The sequence below is a fragment of the Sphaerotilus natans genome, assembly GCF_900156335.1.
GTDB classification, from domain to species: Bacteria; Pseudomonadota; Gammaproteobacteria; order Burkholderiales; family Burkholderiaceae_C; genus Sphaerotilus; species Sphaerotilus natans.
In genome coordinates this window covers 101148-120235 of the sequence record NZ_FTMZ01000007.1, presented here as the reverse complement: position 1 = coordinate 120235, position 19088 = coordinate 101148, and the positions used below count along the sequence as shown (strand labels likewise).

The window sequence follows — 19088 nt, the reverse complement described above, 5'->3', positions numbered from 1 at the left end:
GCATGCTATCCGGCCCCTTTATGGCGACAAACAACAAAAAAGTGAATAGCTTATGTCAGTTGGTTATTTGGTGGCGGTGCCGACCGGGCGAAACGGCTCACCGCCGATGCGGCTGCCGGCCGACAGGCCCTTCTTCGCGAACCAGCCCTGGTTCATCTCGAGCACGAAGCGCACCGGCTTCTTCGAGCAGTGCGAGTCCTCGGTCTGCGGCTTCATGTCCTCGATGTTGACGATGCGGCCCTCGTCGTCGAGAAAGGCCGCCGACAGCGGGATCAGCGTGTTGCGCATCCAGAAGCACTGCACGCCGGGCTGCTCGAAGATGAACAGCATGCCCTCGCCGGCAGGCATCGCGCTGCGGTGCATCAGCCCGATCTGGCGCTGCAGGTCGGTGCGCGCCACCTCGGCGCGGATCTGGTGCATGCCGGCCGTCAGCGTGATCGCCGGCAGCTTCTGCGGTCCTTCCTGGGCGACAGCGGCACCTGGCGACAGCAGGCTCAGCGCCAGACCCAGCGCCGACACCCGCGCCGACAGGGCCCGTCCAGACCGCTTCTGGCGCCGAGGGCGATCCGGATGTTGATCTTTCGTGGTGGAATCCCCACAGTGGTGCAGGTGGGTGAAGCGCGTCAACACGGCACATCCGGGTTGAACCGGATCGAACTTGATGTGGATCATGTTTTGAGGGGGGCTGGCCCCAAAGAATAGCGCATGCGTGGCGGCCGCCCGGTCGTCCCATGCCCCCCATGCCCGCCACAACCCCACCCTCCGCTCGTGTCGATGCTTCATTGACGCCGTCTTCGGCCGCGTCCGGAATCGTCACGTCGGTGGTGCCGGGGCAGTTCAGCGGCGACCCGGCGCTGACCGCCACCCAGGCCGCCGCGGTCGACGACCGCGCCCAGCAGCAGGCCTTCACTCAGTGGATCGACGACGGCCAGGGCGGCGAGCTGGGCCAGTCGCGCCTGCTGATCGGCGGCATGTACTGCGCGGCCTGCGCCGGCCAGATCGAGGAGGCGCTGCTGCAGGTCGACGGCGTGCGCCGGGCCGACGTCAGCGGTGCTGCACAGCGTGCGGTGGTGGTCTGGGATCCGAAGCGTACCCGGGTCTCCGCGATGATCGAGGCGGTACGCTCGATCGGCTACGGGGCTTTTCCCGACACCGGGGCGCAGGCCGTCGCGCTGGCCACCAAGGCGTCACGCCAGTCGCTGTGGCGGCTCTTCGTCGCCTCCTTCTGCATGATGCAGGTGATGATGTACGCCACGCCCACCTATGTGGCGGCGCCCGGCGACATCACGCCCGACATGCTCGGCCTGCTGAACTGGGCGAGCTGGGTGCTGAGCATCCCGGTGATCATCTTTGCGGCCGGCCCCTTCTTTCGGGGCGCCTGGAACGGCCTGCGCGAGCGCCGTGTCTCGATGGACCTGCCGATCGCGCTGGGCATCGCGGTTACCTTCGTCGCCAGCTCGGTGGCCACCTTCGACCCGGCCGGACCCTTCGGCTCGGAGGTCTACTTCGACTCGCTGACGATGTTCGTCAGCTTCCTGTTCGCGGCGCGCACGCTCGAGGCGCGGGCACGCCAGCGCGCGGCGCAGTCGCTCGACGCGGTGATGCGCCGGCTGCCCGATGCGGTCGAACGCCTGGACGCGGCCGGCCGCGGCGAACTGGTGCCCTCGTCGGCGCTGGCCGTCGGCGACCGGGTGCGGGTGCATGCCGGCCAGGCCTTCGCCGCCGATGGCCGCCTGCTCGAGGGCCGCACCCAGGTCGACGAGGCGATGCTGACCGGCGAGTCGCGTCCGGTCGACCGTGCCGTCGGCGACGAGGTCTCGGCCGGCTGCCTGAACCTGGGCGCGCCGGTGGTGATGGAGGTGCTGCAGCTCGGCGCGCAGACCCGCTACCAGCGCATCGTCTCGCTGGTCGAGCGCGCGCTGACCGAGCGTCCCGCCTTCATCCTGGCCACCGACCGGCTGGCCGGCCCCTTCCTGATCGCGGTGCTGGTGCTGGCGGCGCTGGCCTGGGGCGCGTGGATGTTCATCGATCCGTCGCGGGCGCTGTGGGTGGCCGTCGCGGTGCTGGTGGTGACCTGCCCGTGCGCGCTGTCGCTGGGTGCGCCGGTGGCGCTGCTGGCCACCGCCGGCGAGCTGGCGCGCCGCGGCATCGTCGTGCAGCGCCTGGACGCGCTGGAAGTCCTGACCCGGGTGGGCGACGTGGTCTTCGACAAGACCGGCACTGTCACCGAGGATCGGCTGGCGCTGGCCGCCACGGTCGAGATGCAGCCGGTCGCGCCGGTCTGCGCCGGTCTGCCGGCCGGGCTGCTGCGCGATGTGGCGCGCCAGCTGGCCGAGCGTTCCTCGCATCCGCTGTCGCGTGCGCTGGTGCAGGCGCTGCCGCCGGCCGACTGGTCGGCCGAGCCGGCCGATCTGCTCGAGCAGGCCGGGCAGGGCGTGCAGGCGAGCGTGCGCATCGCAGCCTGCAGCCTGGAGGTCCGCCTGGGCTCCGGCGCCTGGTGCGGTGCGGCCGAGGCGGCCGCCGCCGTGCAGCGCCCCCAGGTCTGGCTGGCGCTGCGCGATCGCGAGGCCGGTGCCGCCTCGCCCTGGCAGCCGGCGCTGCGCTTCGAGTTCGACGAGGTGCTGCGCGCCGATGCGGCCAGCGGCACGGCCCGCCTGGCCGCAGACGGCCTGGCGCTGCACCTGCTCTCAGGCGACCAGCCCGGCAGCGTCGCGGCGATGGCCGCGCGGCTGGGCATTGCCGACGCACGCTCGCGCTGCACGCCGCAGGACAAGCTGGAGGCGGTCGAGGCCCTGCAGCGTCAAGGCCGTGTCGTTGCGATGGTCGGCGACGGGATCAATGATGCGCCTGTGCTGGCGCGCGCCGACGTGTCGATCGCGATGGGCACCGCGGCGGCGCTGGCCCAGGCCCGCGCCGACGTGATCGTGCTGTCCGACCGCATCGAGGATCTGCCGGTGGTGTTCGCGACGGCGCGTCGCACGTTGGCGGTGGTGCGGCAGAACCTGCGCTGGGCACTGATCTACAACGCGGTGTCGGTGCCGCTGGCGCTGGTGGGCTGGATGCCGCCCTGGCTGGCGGGCGTCGGCATGGCGGCCAGCTCGCTGCTGGTGGTGGTCAACGCGCTGCGCCTGACGACTTGGCGGCCGCGTCTGCCGGGAAAGGGCTGAGCGATGGACATCCTTTTCCTGCTGATTCCGCTGTCGATCGTGCTGGTCTTCCTGATCATCGTGATCTTCGCCTGGGCCCTGAAGGCCGGCCAGTTCGATGACATCGAGCGAGAGGGCGAGCGCATGCTGCGCGCAGACCCGGACGAGCTTGATTCGAGTCAACCTCGTCGCTGACGGGGTGCCAAAGAATTCCCGTCCGGGATCGAGAGAGTTTCCAAGGAGCAACCAATGGCAATCAACACACAGACGGCTGGCCCCGTCTACAGCGATGCGGTGGTACGGCAGTTTGCCGTGGCCGCCGTGCTGTGGGGCATCGTGGGGATGTTCGTCGGGGTCGTGATCGCGGCCCAGCTGGCATTTCCCGAACTGACCAACGGCATTTCCTGGCTGAGCTACGGCCGGCTGCGACCGCTGCACACCAATGCGGTCATCTTCGCCTTCGGCGGCTGCGCGCTGTTCGCGACCAGCTACCACGTGGTGCAGCGCACCTGCCAGACCCAGCTGTTCGCGCCGGCGCTGGCCCAGTTCACCTTCTGGGGCTGGCAACTGGTGATCCTGGCCGCGGCCGTGTCGCTGCCGCTGGGCTTCACCTCGGGCAAGGAATATGCCGAGCTGGAGTGGCCGATCGACATCCTGATCGCCGTCGTGTGGGTCAGCTATGCGATCGTGTTCTTCGGCACGGTCGGCATCCGCAAGGTCAGCCACATCTATGTGGGCAACTGGTTCTTCGGCGCCTTCATCCTGGCCGTCGCGCTGCTGCACATCGTCAACTCGGCTGCGATTCCTGTCAGCCTGACCAAGTCCTACTCGGCCTACGCCGGCGTGCAGGACGCGATGGTGCAATGGTGGTATGGCCACAATGCGGTGGGCTTCTTCCTGACCGCCGGCTTCCTGGGCATGATGTACTACTACATCCCCAAGCAGGCCAACCGTCCGGTCTACTCGTACCGCCTGTCGATCGTGCACTTCTGGGCGCTGATCTTCACCTACATGTGGGCGGGCCCGCACCATCTGCACTACACCGCGCTGCCGGACTGGACGCAGTCGGTGGGCATGATCTTCTCGCTGGTGCTGCTGGCGCCGAGCTGGGGCGGCATGATCAACGGCATCATGACCCTGTCGGGCGCATGGAACAAGCTGCGTGACGACCCGATCCTGAAGTTCCTGATCGTCTCGCTGTCGTTCTACGGCATGTCGACCTTCGAAGGTCCGATGATGTCGATCAAGACCGTCAACGCGCTGAGCCACTACACCGACTGGACCGTCGGCCATGTGCACTCCGGCGCGCTGGGCTGGGTCGGCATGGTGTCGATCGGCTCGCTGTATCACCTGATCCCGCGCATGTTCGGCCGCAAGCAGATGTTCAGCGTGCGCGCCATCGAGCTGCACTTCTGGCTGGCCACCATCGGCATCGTGCTCTACATCGCCGCGCTGTGGATCGCCGGCGTCATGCAGGGCCTGATGTGGCGTGCCACCAACCCCGACGGCACGCTGGTCTACAGCTTCGTCGAGAGCGTCAAGGCGTCCTATCCGTTCTACGTCATCCGTCTGGGCGGCGGTCTGATGTACCTGACCGGCATGCTGCTGATGGCCTGGAACACTGTCATGACCATCCGCGCCGGCAAGGCCGAGCCGGTGGCCATCCCGCCGGTGGCCGCGGCCCACGCCTGACCCCGACCCACGGAGCAACATCACCATGGCAAACAAGAATGCACCGGTGACTGGTCACGAGAAGATCGAGACCAGCAACTTCCTGATGATCGTGCTGACGCTGGTCACCATCCTCTTCGGTGGCCTGACGGAGATCGTCCCGCTGTTCTTCCAGACCTCGACCACCCAGCCCGTGGACGGCCTCAAGCCCTACACCGCGCTGCAGCTCGCCGGCCGTGACGTCTACCTGCGCGAGGGCTGCTACAACTGCCACTCGCAGATGGTCCGTCCCTTCCGTGCCGAGACGCTGCGCTACGGCGAGATCTCCAAGGCGGGCGAGTTCGTCTACGACCATCCGTTCCAGTGGGGCTCGAAGCGCACCGGTCCGGACCTGCACCGCGTCGGCGGCAAGTACAGCGACCAGTGGCACTACGTGCACCTGATGAACCCGCGCGACGTGGTGCCCGAGTCGAACATGCCGGCCTACCCCTGGCTCGACACCGCGCCGGCCAATGTCGACATCGGCAAGAACATGGCTGCGCTGCGCAAGGTCGGCGTGCCCTACACCGACGACGAGATCGCCAAGGCGGCCGACGAGGTCAAGGGCAAGACGGAAATGCAGGCGCTGATCGCCTTCCTGCAGGTGCTGGGCACCGCAGGTGGCAAGGCGACCCCGGCCGCGACCACCGCGGCTGCGCAGTGACCGGAGGAGGAGCGTCATGGACATCGTCAACGACCTCCGCAGTCTCGTCACCGTCTTCTTCCTGATCCTCTTCCTGGGCATCGTCGCCTGGGCCTATTCCAGCCGCAACCGATCGGCCTTCGACGAGGCCGCGTCGCTCGCGCTCGAAGGCGACGAGCCGGCTGACCTCAAGACAAGCACAAGCAACGGAGGCACCCGTGAGTGACTTCATTTCGAGTTTCTGGTCGTGGTACATCATCGCGATCGTTGTGGGCGGACTGGTGTTCTGCGTGTTCGTGCTGGCGGTGGCCAGCAAGCGCACCGTCATGGCGGACGACAATTCGACCGGCCATGTGTGGGACGAAGACCTCAAGGAGATGAACAATCCGCTGCCGCGCTGGTGGATGGGCCTGTTCATCATCACGGTGGTGTTCGCTGCCACCTACCTGACGCTCTACCCGGGCCTGGGCGGCAGCAAGGGTGTGCTGAACTGGTCGTCCAAGGGTCAGCTCGAGGCCGAGCATGCCAAGGCCCGCGAGGCGATGGCGCCGATCTACGCCGGCTTCATGACGATGACGCCGGAAGCGCTGGCGGCTGACACGAAGGCCATGGGCATCGGCGAGCGTCTGTTCGTCAACAACTGCGCCGGCTGCCACGGCTCCGACGCGCGCGGCGGCAAGAGCTTCCCGAACCTGACGGACAACGACTGGCTCGGCGGCACCGGCGTCGACTACATCGCCAAGACCATCGCCGAAGGCCGTCAGGGCATGATGCCCCCGATGGCCGCGGCGGTCGGCTCGGCCGAGGACGTCAAGAACGTCGCCAACTATGTGCTGAGCCTGTCGGGCAGCGCGCATGACTCGATCCGCGCGCAGCTGGGCAAGAGCAAGTTCGGTGCCTGCGCTGCCTGCCACGGTGCCGATGGCAAGGGCATGCAGGCCATGGGCGCGCCGAACCTGACCGACAAGGTCTGGCTGCACGGCTGGGGCGAGGCTGCCGTGATCGCGATGATCAACAACGGCAAGACCAACGTCATGCCGCAGCACGCCAGCCGCCTGTCGCCGGAACAGATCAAGGTGCTCGCCGCCTATGTCTGGAGCCTGTCGCACAAGGGTGACAAGCAGACCGCGCTCGCTCCCGCAGGGGATGCGAAAGCGCAATAACCCCGGGCTTGTCCTGGGTTAAAACTGAGGCCATGGATACCAGCAAGACGGGCGCTTCGCCCATTCCCTCGCCCTCCGTGGCCTCTGCCTCCGCCGGTCCTGCGCCGGCTGCCGAGTCGGCAGCCGCCAGGACCGTCTCGCTTTATCAGAAGTCGAAGAAGATCTATCCGCGCGCCGTCAGCGGCTATTTCGCGAAGTGGCGCTGGGCCCTGGTGTGGCTCACGCAGATCGTCTTCTACGGCCTGCCCTGGCTGATGTGGAACGACCGCCAGGCGGTGCTGTTCGATCTGGTCAGCCGGCGCTTCTACCTGTTCGGTCTGGTGCTGTATCCGCAGGACCTGATCTACCTGACCGGACTGCTGATCATCTCCGCCTACGGGCTGTTCCTGTTCACCGCGGTGGGCGGGCGACTGTGGTGCGGCTACGCCTGCCCGCAGACGGTCTACACCGAGATCTTCCTGTGGTTCGAGCACCGCTTCGAGGGCGACCGCGCCCAGCGGATGAAGCTCGACGCCGGCCCGTGGACGGCCGAGAAGATCCGCCGCAAGGGCGCCAAGCATCTGGTGTGGGTGCTGTTCGCGCTGTGGACGGGCTTCACCTTCGTCGGCTACTTCACCCCCATCCACACGCTGGCGGCCGAGGCGATGACCTTCGGCTTCGGCCCGTGGGAATGGTTCTGGGTGCTGTTCTACGCCTTCGCGACCTGGGGCAATGCCGGCTTCATGCGCGAGCAGGTCTGCAAGTACATGTGCCCGTACGCGCGCTTCCAGAGCGCGATGTTCGACAAGGACACGCTGATCATCAGCTACGACGCCGAGCGCGGCGACCCGCGCGGCTCGCGGGGCAAGAAGGTCGACCCGAAGAGCAAGGGCCTGGGCGACTGCGTCGACTGTGGCGTGTGCGTGCAGGTCTGCCCGACCGGCATCGACATCCGCAACGGCCTGCAGTACGAGTGCATCGGCTGCGCCGCCTGCATCGATGCCTGCGACGGCATCATGGACAAGATGAACTACCCGCGCGGCCTGATCCGCTACGCGACGCAGAACGGCCTGAAGGAGCATTTCACCCGTGCGCAGATGTGGCGCCGCGTGCTGCGTCCGCGGGTGCTGATCTACACCGTGATCCTGGTGCTGATCGTGGCGGCGGTCGGGGCGAGCATCTGGATGCGCACGCCGTTCCGGGTCGACGTGATCCGGGATCGTGCCTCGCTGGCACGCATCGTCGACGAAGGGCAGATCGAAAACGTCTATCGCCTGCAGGTGATGAATGCCGGCGAGCAGCCGCATCGCTACCGCCTGGGCGTGAGCGGCCTGAGCGGTGTCACGGTCGATCCGGCCACGGAGATCGAGGTCGGCGCGGCCGAAGCCCGCTGGGTGACGGTGTCTGTCCGGGTTCAACCGGAGGCGGCAGCCGAAGCCGGACCGGGCTCGCACGAAATACACTTCGACATCGCGCGTGTCGATGCTCAGGATCCGGCGCCTCTGGTCGTGCGCGAGAAGTCGACCTTCATCATTCCGCGCTGAGGAGATCTCCGCATGAGTCGAACCCCTGCGAATTCCACCCCCACCCCCGCTTCCGCCCCGGTCGACGATCCGCGGCCGTGGTGGCGCTTCAAGATGATGTGGCTGGTGGTCGGCGGGCCGCTGGTCGTCGTCGCGGCCAGCTTCGCGACGCTGACCCTGGCGCTGAAGAATCCCGATCCTGTCATCCAGACGGCCGAGCATGTCTCGGCCGATCAGGCCGCCAACGCGCCGGCCATACAGGGGCGCAACCATGCCGCCACCGGGGGCGTCAAATGAAGACCGACCCGCTCGAGCATGACGGTTCGCCGGTGTTCGAGGGCGGGGCGGAGGTCCAGCCCGCGGCCTCGGCGCGCGAGCGTCGCTGGCCGGCCGTGCTGTGGCCGTCCTTCCTGATGGCCGGCGTCGTCGAGATGCTGGTCTTCTCGATGGTCGATCCGGCCGACCTGCGCTGGATGGGCGGCCCGGTGGCCGAGGCCGACGCGACGACGATCTACTCGGTCGCCTTCCTGCTGTTCTGGGTGCTGATCGCGCTGGCCAGCGCGATGACGCAGCTGGTGATGGGCGAGGACAGCCCGACGGGCGATCGGCCTCCGGCGCCTTGAGTGCGTTGCCGGGCCGTCTGTGGCCCGGCGCAGCGGTCTCAGCAGTTCGCGGCGTTGACCACCCGCTGCAGCGCGTTCTGATCGAGGATGCGGATGTCGCGCTGCTTGACCTCCAGGATGCCTTCCTCCTGGAACTTCGAGAAGGTGCGGCTGACCGTCTCCAGCTTCAGGCCCAGGTAGCTGCCGATCTCCTCGCGGGTCATGCGCAGCACCAGCGCCGAGGCCGAGAAGCCGCGCGCCTGCAGTCGCTGTGTCAGGTTCAGCAGGAAGGCCGCCAGGCGTTCCTCGGCGCGCATCGACCCCAGCAGCAGCATCACGCCATGGTCGCGCACGATCTCGCGGCTCATGATCTTGTGGAACTGGTGCTGCAGCAGCGTGACTTCCCGCGAGAGCGTCTCGAGCTGGCTGTAGGGAATCATGCAGACCTGCGAGTCCTCCAGGGCGATGGCGTCGCAGGAGTGGTGGTCGGTGCTGATGCCGTCCAGGCCGATCAGCTCGCCGGCCATCTGGAAGCCGGTGACCTGCTCGCGGCCATCCACGGCCGACACGACGGTCTTGAAGAAGCCGGTGCGCACCGCATAGAGCGCGGTGAAGGCCTCGCCGGCATGGAACAGGCTCTCGCCGCGGCGCACGGTCCGGCGGGTGCCGATGATGTCGTCGATCGAGGACAGCTCTTCGTCCGACAGGCCGACCGGCAGGCACAGCTCGCGCAGATTGCAGGCGGAGCAGGCGACCTTGAGCGCGTCAAGGCGGGGGGACGTCGTGGTGTCGTGCATGGCGAAAAAGGCGTTGGGTGTCGATGCGGATCCGGACTCGCTTCCGCTCGAGCCCCATTCTGAGGCCGAAGGCTCTCGATCCGATCAATCGCAGCCGATTCTTGGGGATGTGTCCTGCAGCACGCTTGAGCTGCGTCAAGGTCCGCCGGGCCTCAGGCGGCACAGTGTGCGCCCATGGACCACCCGACTCTCCACCCGACCCGCGGCAGCGGCCTGCAGGCCGAGCCCGTTCTGACTGACGAACTGCTGCACCGGATGGACCGACCCGGTCCGCGCTACACCTCCTATCCGACCGCCGACCGCTTCGTCGAGGCCTTCACCGCCGAGCATTTCCTGCAGGCGCTGGCCCAGCGGCATGACATGGGCGGGGTTGGCGGGGCGGGCGCACCGCTGTCGCTCTACATCCATGTGCCGTTCTGCGAGTCGGTCTGCTACTACTGCGCCTGCAACAAGATCGTCACCCGCGACCACGGCCGGGCTGCAGCCTACCTGGATGCGCTCGAGCACGAGATGGCGCTGGCGGCCGACGCGCTGGGCGAGCGGGTGCAGGTCTCGCAGCTGCATTTCGGTGGCGGCACGCCGACCTTCCTGAGCGACGAGGAGCTGTCGCGGCTGATGGCGGCGATCCGCGTGCGCTTCGAGCTGCTGCCCAAGGGCGAGTTCTCGATCGAGATCGACCCGCGCACCGTCACCCGCCAGCGTCTGGAGCATCTGCGTGCGCTCGGGCTGAACCGCGTCTCCTTCGGCGTGCAGGACTTCGACGCCCAGGTCCAGCAGGCGGTGCACCGCATCCAGCCCTTCGAGCAGGTCGAGGCGCTGATGCGCGATGCGCGCGAGCTCGGCTTCGAATCGATCAATGTCGACCTGATCTACGGCCTGCCGCGCCAGACGCCCGAGAGCTTCGAGCGCACGGTGCGCCAGGTGGCGGGCCTGCGGCCGGATCGCATCGCGATGTACGGCTATGCGCACCTGCCGACCCGCTTCAAGCCGCAGCGCCGCATCGAGCCGGCCGAGCTGCCCAGCGGCGGCCAGCGCGTGGGCATGCTGGCGCAGGCGCTGGCCGGCTTCGTCAGCCACGGCTACCAGTACATCGGCATGGATCACTTCGCGCTGCCGGACGACCCGCTCGCCCAGGCCAAGCGCCAGGGACGGCTGCACCGCAACTTCCAGGGCTACAGCACGCAGCCCGACTGCGACCTGATCGGCCTGGGCGTGTCGGCGATCTCCCGGGTGGGGCCTTGCTACAGCCAGAACGCCAAGACGCTCGACGAGTATTACGATGCGCTGCGTTCCAACCAGCTTCCGGTGGTGCGCGGCCTGGCGCTGACGCGCGACGACCTGGTGCGGCGCGCGGTGATCATGTCGATCATGTGCCATGGCCGGCTCAGCTACGAGTCGGTCGCGCTGGCCCATCTGATCGACGTGCGCTCGTATTTCGCCGCCGAGATCGAGGCGCTCGAGGATCTGGCCCGTGACGGGCTGGTGATGCTGAGCGCGGACGGGCTGGAGGTCACGCCGCTGGGCTGGTACTTCGTCCGCTCGGTCGCGATGGTCTTCGATCGTCACCTGCGGGCCGACCGCAACCGGGAGCGCTTCTCCAAGGTGATCTGAATGACAGGTGCGCTGCTGCTGACGGCGGCACTGATGGGCCTGGCCGGCACGCCGCACTGCGCGGCGATGTGCGCGGCCGGATGTGCGGCGGTGGCACGGCGCTGCACGCCGCAGGCGCCAGTGCGCGGCTCGCTGGGGCTGCTGGCCGGGCGGCTGCTGGCCTATGCGCTGGCGGGTGCGGCGGCGGCCTCGATCGTCGGCGGGCTGCGCTGGCTGGCCGAGGTGGCGGGCTGGCTGCGACCGCTCTGGACCGGGCTGCAGCTGTTCATGGTGATGATCGGCCTGTGGCTGCTGCTGCGCGGGCGCTTGCCCGCCGCGCTGGAGGCCTGGATCGAGCAGCAGGGCGCGGCCCGGCCCGAACTGCCCGAAGGCACGCGGCGCATCGCGATGCCGGGCGAGCTCAAGGCCGCCGGGGTCGGCCTGCTGTGGCCGGCGCTGCCCTGCGGCCTGCTGCATGCGGCGCTGCTGCTGGCGGCGGTGGCGTCCTCGCCGCTGGAGGGCGCGGCGGTCATGGCCGTCTTCGCGCTGGCCAGCAGCGCGGCGCTGCTGCTGGGGCCGGCGCTGTGGCTGCGGCTGCTGCCGGCCGCGCTGCGGCGTTCCGGCGCGGCGAGCGGTCCGGGCGATCTGCGCGCGACCTTGCCGCTGCGCCTGTCCGGGCTGGCGGTCATGCTGCTGTCGGGCTGGTCGCTGTTCGGCCACGGTCCCTGGGCCGAGGCGTTGATCGCCTGGTGCAGCTGAGCATTGCCGCGGATGCGGCGCCGGGCCGGCATGCCTAGAATCACCGGGCGCACCGAGACCCGAAAATCTCACGCTTTCCGCCCCATTCCCTGTTCGAAACAAGCCACGAGACCGGACCCACCATGTACCAGCACATCCAGGTGCCTGCCGAGGGACAGAAGATCAGCGTCAACGAGGATTGCACGCTGAATGTCCCGAACCACCCGATCATCCCGTTCATCGAGGGCGACGGCGTCGGCGTCGATGTCACGCCGGTGATGATCAAGGTGATCGATGCCGCGGTGGCACGCTCCTACGGCGGCGAGCGCCGCATCCACTGGATGGAGATCTTCGCCGGCGAGAAGGCGACCCGCGTCTACGGCCCCGACGTCTGGCTGCCCGACGAGACGCTCGAGGTGGTGCGCGACTATCTGGTGTCGATCAAGGGCCCGCTGACCACGCCAGTCGGCGGCGGCATCCGCTCGCTCAACGTCGCGCTGCGCCAGGAGCTTGACCTCTATGTCTGCCTGCGCCCGGTGCGCTACTTCAAGGGCGTGCCCTCGCCGCTGAAGGAGCCCGAGAAGACCGACATGGTCATCTTCCGCGAGAACTCCGAGGACATCTACGCCGGCATCGAGTACCCGGCGGGCAGCGAGAAGGCCCAGAAGCTCATCCGCTTCCTGCAGGAAGAGATGGGCGTCACCAAGATCCGCTTCCCCGAGACCTCGGGCCTGGGCGTCAAGCCGGTGTCGATCGAAGGCACCGAGCGCCTGGTGCGCAAGGCCATCCAGTACGCGATCGACCATGACAAGCCCAGCGTGACCCTGGTCCACAAGGGCAACATCATGAAGTTCACGGAAGGCGGCTTCCGCGACTGGGGCTACGCGCTGGCGCAGAAGGAGTTCGGCGCCGAGCTGATCGACGGCGGTCCGTGGATGCGCCTGAAGAATCCGAAGACCGGCCGCGACATCCTGATCAAGGATGCGATCACCGACGCCTTCCTGCAGCAGGTGCTGCTGCGCCCGGCCGAGTATTCGGTGATCGCGACGCTGAACCTCAACGGCGACTACATCTCCGACGCGGTGGCGGCGCAGGTGGGCGGCATCGGCATCGCGCCGGGCGCCAACCTGTCGAACTCGGTGGCCATGTTCGAGGCCACCCACGGCACCGCGCCGCGCTATGCCGGCAAGGATTATGTGAATCCGGGTTCGCTGATCCTGTCTGCCGAGATGATGCTGCGCCACATCGGCTGGGCCGAGGCCGCCGATCTGGTGATCGAATCGATGGAGCGCGCCATCCAGACCGGCCGCGTCACCTATGACTTCGCCCGTCTGATGGAGGAGGCGACCCAGGTTTCCTGCTCCGGTTTCGGCCAGGTGATGATCGAGCAGATGTCCTGATGACGCCGCGCGCCCTGCGCGCGTTGCACCGAGAAAGAAGGCCCGCATTCGCGGGCCTTTTTCTGTCTGGCCTGAGGGCTCAGGCGGCGGCTGTGTTTTCCACCGCTGCCGGCTCTTCGGTGCGCGTGCTTGTCTGGCCCCGGCCGGGTGGCGGGTCGATCTGGCAGATGTTGTGGGCCAGGCGACCCTTGGGGCCGTCGACCAGATCGAAGCTGACCTGCGCGCCCTGCTTCAGGGTGCGAAAGCCCTCCATCTGGATGGCGGAAAAGTGCGCGAAGACATCTTCGCCACCTTCGGCGGGCTGGATGAAGCCAAAGCCCTTGACGTCATTGAACCACTTGACGAGTCCGGTAGCCACTAATTTTTCTCCTCTTTCCCAACAAAAAACCCAATAGTTTCAGTCGGATTCTGTAGATAGAGGTCTTATGTGTCAAGAATCTGTCAGCTCTGCCAGATCCGGCTTGCGGTGCGAAGCGTGAACCAATGGCGGTTTTCCCCAGGGGCGATGCCGGCCCGCGCCGGGCGGGCGACGGTGGCGCGGGTCGCAAATCCCGGATCTGCCCGGCAGTGCGAAGATCGGGTTGTCCGGGTCTTCAGCGCACATCCCCGCCGATCTATAGAATGTTTTCCATGGCCAGCAACACGCCTGACGGATCGAATCCCTTTCCCCCCGGCCCGCCCGATGACGGACAGGGCTCAGTTGTCGAGGAGCGCCTGCTCCAGCGCGTGGAGCCGCCACGTTCCTATCAAGTCGTCATGCTGAACGACGATTACACCCCGATGGAATTCGTGGTGATGGTCCTGCAGCAGCATTTCCACCATGACATCGATGCCGCCACCCAGATCATGCTGAAGATCCATCATGAGGGGCGGGCGGTCTGCGGGGTGTATACCCGCGATGTCGCCGCGACGAAGGTCGAATTGGTTCTGGCAGCGGCACGGAGGGCGGGGCACCCGCTCCAGTGCATTTTGGAGGTCGCATGATCGCGCAAGAGTTGGAAGTCAGTCTGCACATGGCGTTCGTCGAGGCGCGGCAGCAGCGGCACGAGTTCATCACGGTCGAGCATCTGCTGCTCGCCCTGCTGGACAACCCCTCGGCATCCGAGGTGCTGCGCGCCTGCGCGGCCAATCTCGATGATCTGCGCAAGAGCCTGACGCAGTTCATCAAGGAAAACACCCCCACGGTCGGCGGCACCGACGAGGTCGACACGCAGCCCACGCTGGGTTTCCAGCGCGTGATCCAGCGCGCGATCATGCATGTGCAGTCGACTGGCAACGGCAAGAAGGAAGTCACCGGCGCCAACGTGCTGGTGGCGATCTTCGGCGAGAAGGACTCGCACGCGGTCTACTACCTGCACCAGCAGGGCGTGACGCGCCTGGATGTCGTCAACTTCATTGCCCACGGCATCAAGAAGTCCGATCCGCCGGAGCCGACCCGCTCGTCGGGTGAATCCTCGTCTTCGTCGTCCTCCTCGTCCGAAGGCGAGAAGGAAGAGAGCGATGGCAAGGGCTCGCCGCTCGACCAGTACACCCAGAACCTGAACCAGCAGGCCCGCGAAGGCCGCATCGATCCGCTGATCGGCCGCGAGCACGAGGTCGAGCGGGTGATCCAGGTGCTGTGCCGCCGGCGCAAGAACAATCCGCTGCTGGTCGGCGAGGCCGGCGTCGGCAAGACCGCCATCGCCGAGGGCCTGGCCTGGCGCATCACCCAGGGCGACGTGCCCGAGGTGCTGTCCGAGGCCACCGTCTATTCGCTCGACATGGGCGCTCTGCTGGCTGGCACCAAGTACCGCGGCGACTTCGAGCAGCGCCTGAAGGCGGTGCTCAAGCAGCTCAAGGAGCAGCCGCATGCGGTGCTGTTCATCGACGAGATCCACACGCTGATCGGTGCCGGCGCAGCCTCGGGCGGCACGCTCGACGCCAGCAACCTGCTCAAGCCGGCGCTCAGCTCGGGCCAGATGAAGTGCATCGGCGCGACCACCTTCACCGAGTACCGCGGCATCTTCGAGAAGGACGCGGCGCTCTCCCGGCGCTTCCAGAAGGTCGACGTGGTCGAGCCGACCGTCGAGCAGACGATCGAGATCCTCAAGGGCCTGAAGTCGCGCTTCGAGGAGCACCACGGCGTCAAGTACGACGTCGGCGCGCTGCAGGCCGCCGCCGAGCTGTCTGCCAAGTACATCAACGACCGCCACCTGCCCGACAAGGCGATCGACGTGATCGACGAGGCCGGTGCTGCCCAGCGTGTGCTGCCGAAGAACAAGCAGCGCAAGAAGATCACCCGCGGCGAGGTCGAGGACATCGTCGCCAAGATCGCGCGCATTCCGCCGGCGAGCGTCTCCAGCGACGACCGCAGCAAGCTCAAGAGCCTGGACCGCGATCTGAAGAGCGTGGTCTATGGCCAGGATGCGGCCATCGACGCGCTCTCGGGCGCGATCAAGATGGCACGCTCGGGTCTGGGCAAGCCGGACAAGCCGATCGGTGCCTTCCTGTTCTCCGGCCCGACCGGGGTGGGCAAGACCGAGGTCGCCAAGCAGCTGGCCTACATCCTGGGCATCGACCTGATCCGCTTCGACATGTCGGAGTACATGGAGCGCCACGCCGTCAGCCGCCTGATCGGTGCGCCCCCGGGCTATGTCGGCTTCGACCAGGGCGGCCTGCTGACCGAGGCGGTCACGAAGAAGCCGCATTGCGTGCTGCTGCTCGACGAGATCGAGAAGGCGCACCCGGATGTCTTCAACGTGCTGCTGCAGGTCATGGACCACGGCACGCTGACCGACAACAACGGGCGCAAGGCCGACTTCCGCAACGCGATCATCATCATGACGACGAACGCGGGCGCGGAGACGATGCAGAAGGCGACGATCGGCTTCACCACGCAGCGCGAGAGCGGTGACGAGATGGGCGATCTCAAGCGCATGTTCACGCCCGAGTTCCGCAACCGCCTCGACTCGATCGTGTCCTTCCGCGCGCTCGACGAGGAGATCATCCTGCGGGTGGTGGACAAGTTCCTGCTGCAGCTCGAAGGCCAGCTCGGCGAGAAGAAGGTCGAGGTCACCTTCACCGATGCGCTGCGCAAGCACCTGGCCAAGCGCGGCTTCGATCCGCTGATGGGCGCGCGCCCGATGCAGCGCCTGATCCAGGACACGATCCGGCGCGCGCTGGCCGACGAGCTGCTGTTCGGCCGCCTGGTCGACGGCGGGCGCCTGACAGTCGATGTCAACGAGGCGGGCGAGGTGCAGCTCGACATCGAGCCGCGCAAGAGCGACAAGCCCAAGGCCGAGCCGGCCACCGCCTGAGTCCAGCGGTCTGGCCCGAACATGAAGAAGGGAGCCCGCGGGCTCCCTTTCTGCTTTCAGGCGTCGGTGCGGCGGAAATCTTCCTTGCTGGCGCCGCACTCCGGGCAGCACCAGTCTTCGGGCACGGCAGCCCAGGGCGTGCCCGGCTCGATGCCGTCCTCGGGGCGGCCGACCTCCTCGTCATAGACGAAATGGCACAGCGTGCAGAGATAGGTCGCGGTGGCGAGGCTGGTGTTCATCGAGGTCTCCGGGCAGACAGGTCGGACAGTGGACAGATCAGCGCGCGATTGTCGGCAGCGTGTCGCCGCGCCGGCTTGACCCATCGCAGTCCGAGGCCGTGACCCCGGGTCGCCGCACAGGTCAGCGTGCGTGAAGTCGCGGATCCTGGTGAAAGAAGTCACGCATCAGCGCGTAGACCTCGGGAAATTCCAGCGCCAGGCCGTGCGGTGCGACGAAGAAGGCCTCGGCCGCGACCGGGAAGAACTCCTCCAGCCCCTGCGCCGCATAAGGGTCGAGCCAGGTCGGCCGGTCGGCGTCGACCTCAGCGGCATGGCGGGCGAAGGCCTCGCCCATGACCGCCTGCCAGCGCTCGCGCTGCGCGCGCGTGGGCAGCGCCGGCATGCCGTCGACCGCGCCGTCGCGCATGTCGATGACATGGACAAACTCGTGGATGACGACGTTGTAGGCGAGATCCGCGTCGGTCCCGTCGTCGTGGCCCTCGCGGCCGCCCAGACGCACGTCCTGCCAGGACAGCATCAGCGGGCCGCCCTCGATCGCCTCGCCGGCCAGCACCTCGTCGCCGCTGTGCACCACGCCGTCCTCGTCGTGCCACTGGCGTGGCACCACCACCTCGGACGGGTGCAGCACGATGCCGACGAAGCCGTCGTACCAGTCGAGCTCGCCGGGCAGGTGCAGCACCGGCACGCAGGCCTGCGCGGCCACCGCGACCGCCATCGCGTCGTCGAGCACCAGGCCGCCGGCGGTGCTGAACTCCTTGCGGTCGAGCAGCAGCGAGGTCATCTCGCGCAGCTTCAGCAGGTCCTCGAGCGGGCGGTGGCGCAGGAAGGGCCAGCCGCGCAGCGTCTCCAGCCAGAGCGCGTCGGGAATCGCGCGCGCCTCGAGCGCGCGGCGGCGCCGCCAGTCGCGCCAGGCCTGCTGCCAGCGCCTCAGCATGGTCGTGCAGCGAGGCCGGACGGCGGTTGGCGGTGCAGGCCGCTGGCGTCCAGCCGCAGCACCTCGGCGCGGGCCGGGCCGTGCTGACCGTCGAGATCCCAGTCCGACAGCACATGGCGGCTCAGGCCGGGCCCGAGCCGCTCGTCGCCAGGGCGATGGGTGTGGCCGTGGATCAGGCGATCGGCGCCGGCGGCGGCCAGCAGCGACAGCATTTCGGCGCGGTCCAGATCGGCATAGCCGGCCAGGCCCTGCTCGCGCTTGCGCTGCTCGCTGCCGTCGCGCAGCGAGCGGGCGACCGCCATGCGCTCGGCCAGTGGCCGAGCCAGGAAGGCCTCGCGCCAGCCGGGCGTGCGCACCTGGGCGCGAAAGCGCTGGTAGTCGCGGTCGTCGAGGCATTCGGCGTCGCCGTGCACCAGCACATGGCGGTGGCCGAAGGCCTGCAGCACGCAGCGCTCGGGCAGCACCGTCCAGCCCAGGCGGCGCGCCGCCTCGGGGCCGAGCAGGAAATCGCGGTTGCCGGTGAGCATCGCCACCGGCCGGCGGCGCGCGGCCTCGGCCAGCGCCTGCAGCGCCTGCGCCATCGGGCGGGCCGGGTCGGCGGGTGCGTCGAGCTGTTCGTCGCCGATCCAGACCTCGAACAGGTCGCCCAGCAGCACGATCAGGTCGGCATCGCTGGCCGCCAGGTGCCCGGCCAGCGCGCACGCGGTGGCGGGCGTGTGCTCGCCCAGGTGCAGGTCGGACAGCAGCTCGATGCCGCGCCAGTGCGGCGCGGCATGGATCTCGCTGGCGGCCCCGAGCGGGCCGTCCAGCAGCGCGATCACTCGACGATCACCGCGCGGGTGATGACGACGTCCTCGACCGGCACGTCGTCGTGGAAGCCGCGCGAGCCGGTGCGGACCTTCTCGATCTGGTCGACGATGGCGGTGCCGTCGACGACGCGGCCGAAGACCGCGTAGCCCCAGCCCTGGGCCGATTCCGAACGGAAGTTCAGGAAGTCGTTGTTGGCGGTGTTGATGAAGAACTGCGCGGTGGCCGAGTGCGGCGCGTTGGTGCGCGCCATCGCCAGCGTGTACTTGTCGTTCTTCAGGCCGTTGTTGGCCTCGTTCTTGATCTCGCCCTTCGTGGGCTTCTGCTTCAGGCCCGGCTCCATGCCGCCGCCCTGGACCATGAAGCCCTTGATGACGCGGTGGAAGACGGTGCCGTCGTAGTGGCCGCTGCGCACGTAGTTGAGGAAGTTCTCGGCCGACAGCGGAGCGCGCTCGGCGTCGAGCTCGATGCGGATGGTGCCGAGGTTGGTCTGCAGTTCGACTTGCGGGGATGCCATGGTG

Annotated in this window: 21 protein-coding genes; 14 read left to right on the top strand and 7 right to left on the bottom strand. The window is 67.9% G+C overall.

The genetic code is table 11. The features are described from left to right. Positions 1–63: 63 nt before the first annotated feature. On the bottom strand, positions 64–519 hold the full coding sequence (locus BW996_RS08780; RefSeq protein WP_310732048.1) for a DUF192 domain-containing protein: 456 nt from the start codon (positions 517–519) through the stop codon (positions 64–66). 263 nt (positions 520–782) lie between these two features. Between BW996_RS08780 and BW996_RS08775 the strand changes: the two genes are divergently transcribed. The 9 genes from BW996_RS08775 to BW996_RS08735 are packed head-to-tail and all read left to right on the top strand — an operon-like array spanning position 783 to position 8787. Then, positions 783–3167 (top strand): heavy metal translocating P-type ATPase, encoded by a 2385-nt coding sequence (locus tag BW996_RS08775; RefSeq protein WP_310732929.1) that lies wholly within the window; start codon positions 783–785, stop codon positions 3165–3167. 3 nt (positions 3168–3170) lie between these two features. Beyond that, on the top strand, positions 3171–3341 hold the full coding sequence (gene ccoS / locus BW996_RS08770) for a cbb3-type cytochrome oxidase assembly protein CcoS (protein ID WP_037484206.1): 171 nt from the start codon (positions 3171–3173) through the stop codon (positions 3339–3341). A 54-nt stretch (positions 3342–3395) separates the two neighbouring features. Further along, positions 3396–4838 carry a cytochrome-c oxidase, cbb3-type subunit I gene (gene ccoN / locus BW996_RS08765; RefSeq protein ID WP_037484205.1) on the top strand — a complete coding sequence of 481 codons (1443 nt, stop codon included), beginning with the start codon at positions 3396–3398 and terminating at the stop codon, positions 4836–4838. Positions 4839–4863: 25 nt separating this feature from the next. Next, positions 4864–5520, top strand: coding sequence for a cytochrome-c oxidase, cbb3-type subunit II (ccoO, locus tag BW996_RS08760; RefSeq protein ID WP_051632150.1), 657 nt, complete (start codon positions 4864–4866; stop codon positions 5518–5520). Positions 5521–5536: 16 nt separating this feature from the next. Then, on the top strand, positions 5537–5725 hold the full coding sequence (locus tag BW996_RS08755; RefSeq protein ID WP_037484203.1) for a CcoQ/FixQ family Cbb3-type cytochrome c oxidase assembly chaperone: 189 nt from the start codon (positions 5537–5539) through the stop codon (positions 5723–5725). Continuing rightward, complete coding sequence (ccoP, locus tag BW996_RS08750) at positions 5718–6662, top strand: cytochrome-c oxidase, cbb3-type subunit III (protein WP_037484201.1); 945 nt, start codon at positions 5718–5720, stop codon at positions 6660–6662. The genes BW996_RS08755 and ccoP overlap by 8 nt, the downstream gene beginning before the upstream one ends. Positions 6663–6694: 32 nt before the next feature. Continuing rightward, positions 6695–8185 carry a cytochrome c oxidase accessory protein CcoG gene (gene ccoG, locus BW996_RS08745; RefSeq protein WP_051632149.1) on the top strand — a complete coding sequence of 497 codons (1491 nt, stop codon included), beginning with the start codon at positions 6695–6697 and terminating at the stop codon, positions 8183–8185. Between the two features lie 12 nt (positions 8186–8197). Next, the gene (locus tag BW996_RS08740) at positions 8198–8461 is read left to right on the top strand and encodes a hypothetical protein (protein WP_051632148.1); all 264 of its coding nucleotides are present in this window, start codon (positions 8198–8200) and stop codon (positions 8459–8461) included. After that, positions 8458–8787: a hypothetical protein gene (locus tag BW996_RS08735; protein WP_241462030.1), complete on the top strand. Its 330-nt coding sequence runs from the start codon at positions 8458–8460 to the stop codon at positions 8785–8787. Before BW996_RS08740 ends, BW996_RS08735 begins: the two co-directional genes overlap by 4 nt. A 38-nt stretch (positions 8788–8825) precedes the next feature. Here the strand turns inward: BW996_RS08735 and fnr are convergent, their stop codons facing one another. After that, entirely contained in the window at positions 8826–9563 is a 738-nt protein-coding gene (gene fnr, locus BW996_RS08730) for a fumarate/nitrate reduction transcriptional regulator Fnr (RefSeq protein ID WP_037484197.1), read from the bottom strand. 174 nt (positions 9564–9737) lie between these two features. Here fnr and hemN point away from each other — a divergent pair, with 174 nt between their 5' ends. The 3 genes from hemN to icd all read left to right on the top strand — a co-directional run bounded on the left by hemN (position 9738) and on the right by icd (position 13291). Then, positions 9738–11174 (top strand): oxygen-independent coproporphyrinogen III oxidase, encoded by a 1437-nt coding sequence (hemN, locus tag BW996_RS08725; RefSeq protein ID WP_051632147.1) that lies wholly within the window; start codon positions 9738–9740, stop codon positions 11172–11174. Continuing rightward, positions 11175–11912, top strand: a complete 738-nt coding sequence (locus BW996_RS08720; RefSeq protein ID WP_037484193.1) for an urease accessory protein UreH domain-containing protein — start codon at positions 11175–11177, stop codon at positions 11910–11912. A gap of 122 nt (positions 11913–12034) precedes the next feature. Beyond that, on the top strand, positions 12035–13291 hold the full coding sequence (gene icd, locus BW996_RS08715) for an NADP-dependent isocitrate dehydrogenase (protein ID WP_037484191.1): 1257 nt from the start codon (positions 12035–12037) through the stop codon (positions 13289–13291). Between the two features lie 79 nt (positions 13292–13370). Here the strand turns inward: icd and BW996_RS08710 are convergent, their stop codons facing one another. Beyond that, on the bottom strand, positions 13371–13649 hold the full coding sequence (locus BW996_RS08710) for a cold-shock protein (RefSeq protein ID WP_051632146.1): 279 nt from the start codon (positions 13647–13649) through the stop codon (positions 13371–13373). A gap of 263 nt (positions 13650–13912) precedes the next feature. On the opposite strand from BW996_RS08710, the gene clpS reads away from it, so the two are divergent. Both clpS and clpA read left to right on the top strand, forming a co-directional pair. Continuing rightward, entirely contained in the window at positions 13913–14275 is a 363-nt protein-coding gene (gene clpS, locus BW996_RS08705) for an ATP-dependent Clp protease adapter ClpS (RefSeq protein WP_037484188.1), read from the top strand. Further along, entirely contained in the window at positions 14272–16587 is a 2316-nt protein-coding gene (gene clpA, locus BW996_RS08700) for an ATP-dependent Clp protease ATP-binding subunit ClpA (protein WP_037484185.1), read from the top strand. The genes clpS and clpA overlap by 4 nt, the downstream gene beginning before the upstream one ends. 56 nt (positions 16588–16643) lie before the next feature. Here the strand turns inward: clpA and BW996_RS08695 are convergent, their stop codons facing one another. From BW996_RS08695 to BW996_RS08680, 4 genes are all read right to left on the bottom strand, one after another. Then, complete coding sequence (locus BW996_RS08695) at positions 16644–16826, bottom strand: rubredoxin (protein WP_037484182.1); 183 nt, start codon at positions 16824–16826, stop codon at positions 16644–16646. Positions 16827–16947: 121 nt separating this feature from the next. Next, the gene (locus tag BW996_RS08690) at positions 16948–17760 is read right to left on the bottom strand and encodes a M90 family metallopeptidase (protein ID WP_037484180.1); all 813 of its coding nucleotides are present in this window, start codon (positions 17758–17760) and stop codon (positions 16948–16950) included. Beyond that, positions 17754–18581: a UDP-2,3-diacylglucosamine diphosphatase gene (locus tag BW996_RS08685; protein ID WP_241462029.1), complete on the bottom strand. Its 828-nt coding sequence runs from the start codon at positions 18579–18581 to the stop codon at positions 17754–17756. The genes BW996_RS08690 and BW996_RS08685 overlap by 7 nt, the downstream gene beginning before the upstream one ends. Beyond that, a complete protein-coding gene (locus BW996_RS08680) occupies positions 18578–19084 on the bottom strand; it encodes a peptidylprolyl isomerase (protein ID WP_037484231.1) in 507 nt (168 codons plus the stop codon). Before BW996_RS08680 ends, BW996_RS08685 begins: the two co-directional genes overlap by 4 nt. Positions 19085–19088 lie beyond the last annotated feature (4 nt).

Excerpts from the sequence above, each read along its gene's own strand:
- ccoS (WP_037484206.1), top strand. The coding sequence starts at position 3,171 with ATGGACATCCTTTTCCTGCTGATTCCGCTGTCGATCGTGCTGGTCTTC.
- ccoN (WP_037484205.1), top strand. The coding sequence starts at position 3,396 with ATGGCAATCAACACACAGACGGCTGGCCCCGTCTACAGCGATGCGGTG.
- ccoO (WP_051632150.1), top strand. The coding sequence starts at position 4,864 with ATGGCAAACAAGAATGCACCGGTGACTGGTCACGAGAAGATCGAGACC.
- BW996_RS08755 (WP_037484203.1), top strand. The coding sequence starts at position 5,537 with ATGGACATCGTCAACGACCTCCGCAGTCTCGTCACCGTCTTCTTCCTG.
- ccoG (WP_051632149.1), top strand. The coding sequence starts at position 6,695 with ATGGATACCAGCAAGACGGGCGCTTCGCCCATTCCCTCGCCCTCCGTG.
- BW996_RS08740 (WP_051632148.1), top strand. The coding sequence starts at position 8,198 with ATGAGTCGAACCCCTGCGAATTCCACCCCCACCCCCGCTTCCGCCCCG.
- BW996_RS08735 (WP_241462030.1), top strand. The coding sequence starts at position 8,458 with ATGAAGACCGACCCGCTCGAGCATGACGGTTCGCCGGTGTTCGAGGGC.
- fnr (WP_037484197.1), bottom strand. The coding sequence starts at position 9,563 with ATGCACGACACCACGACGTCCCCCCGCCTTGACGCGCTCAAGGTCGCC.
- hemN (WP_051632147.1), top strand. The coding sequence starts at position 9,738 with ATGGACCACCCGACTCTCCACCCGACCCGCGGCAGCGGCCTGCAGGCC.
- BW996_RS08720 (WP_037484193.1), top strand. The coding sequence starts at position 11,175 with ATGACAGGTGCGCTGCTGCTGACGGCGGCACTGATGGGCCTGGCCGGC.
- icd (WP_037484191.1), top strand. The coding sequence starts at position 12,035 with ATGTACCAGCACATCCAGGTGCCTGCCGAGGGACAGAAGATCAGCGTC.
- clpS (WP_037484188.1), top strand. The coding sequence starts at position 13,913 with ATGTTTTCCATGGCCAGCAACACGCCTGACGGATCGAATCCCTTTCCC.
- clpA (WP_037484185.1), top strand. The coding sequence starts at position 14,272 with ATGATCGCGCAAGAGTTGGAAGTCAGTCTGCACATGGCGTTCGTCGAG.
- BW996_RS08695 (WP_037484182.1), bottom strand. The coding sequence starts at position 16,826 with ATGAACACCAGCCTCGCCACCGCGACCTATCTCTGCACGCTGTGCCAT.
- BW996_RS08690 (WP_037484180.1), bottom strand. The coding sequence starts at position 17,760 with ATGCTGAGGCGCTGGCAGCAGGCCTGGCGCGACTGGCGGCGCCGCCGC.
- BW996_RS08680 (WP_037484231.1), bottom strand. The coding sequence starts at position 19,084 with ATGGCATCCCCGCAAGTCGAACTGCAGACCAACCTCGGCACCATCCGC.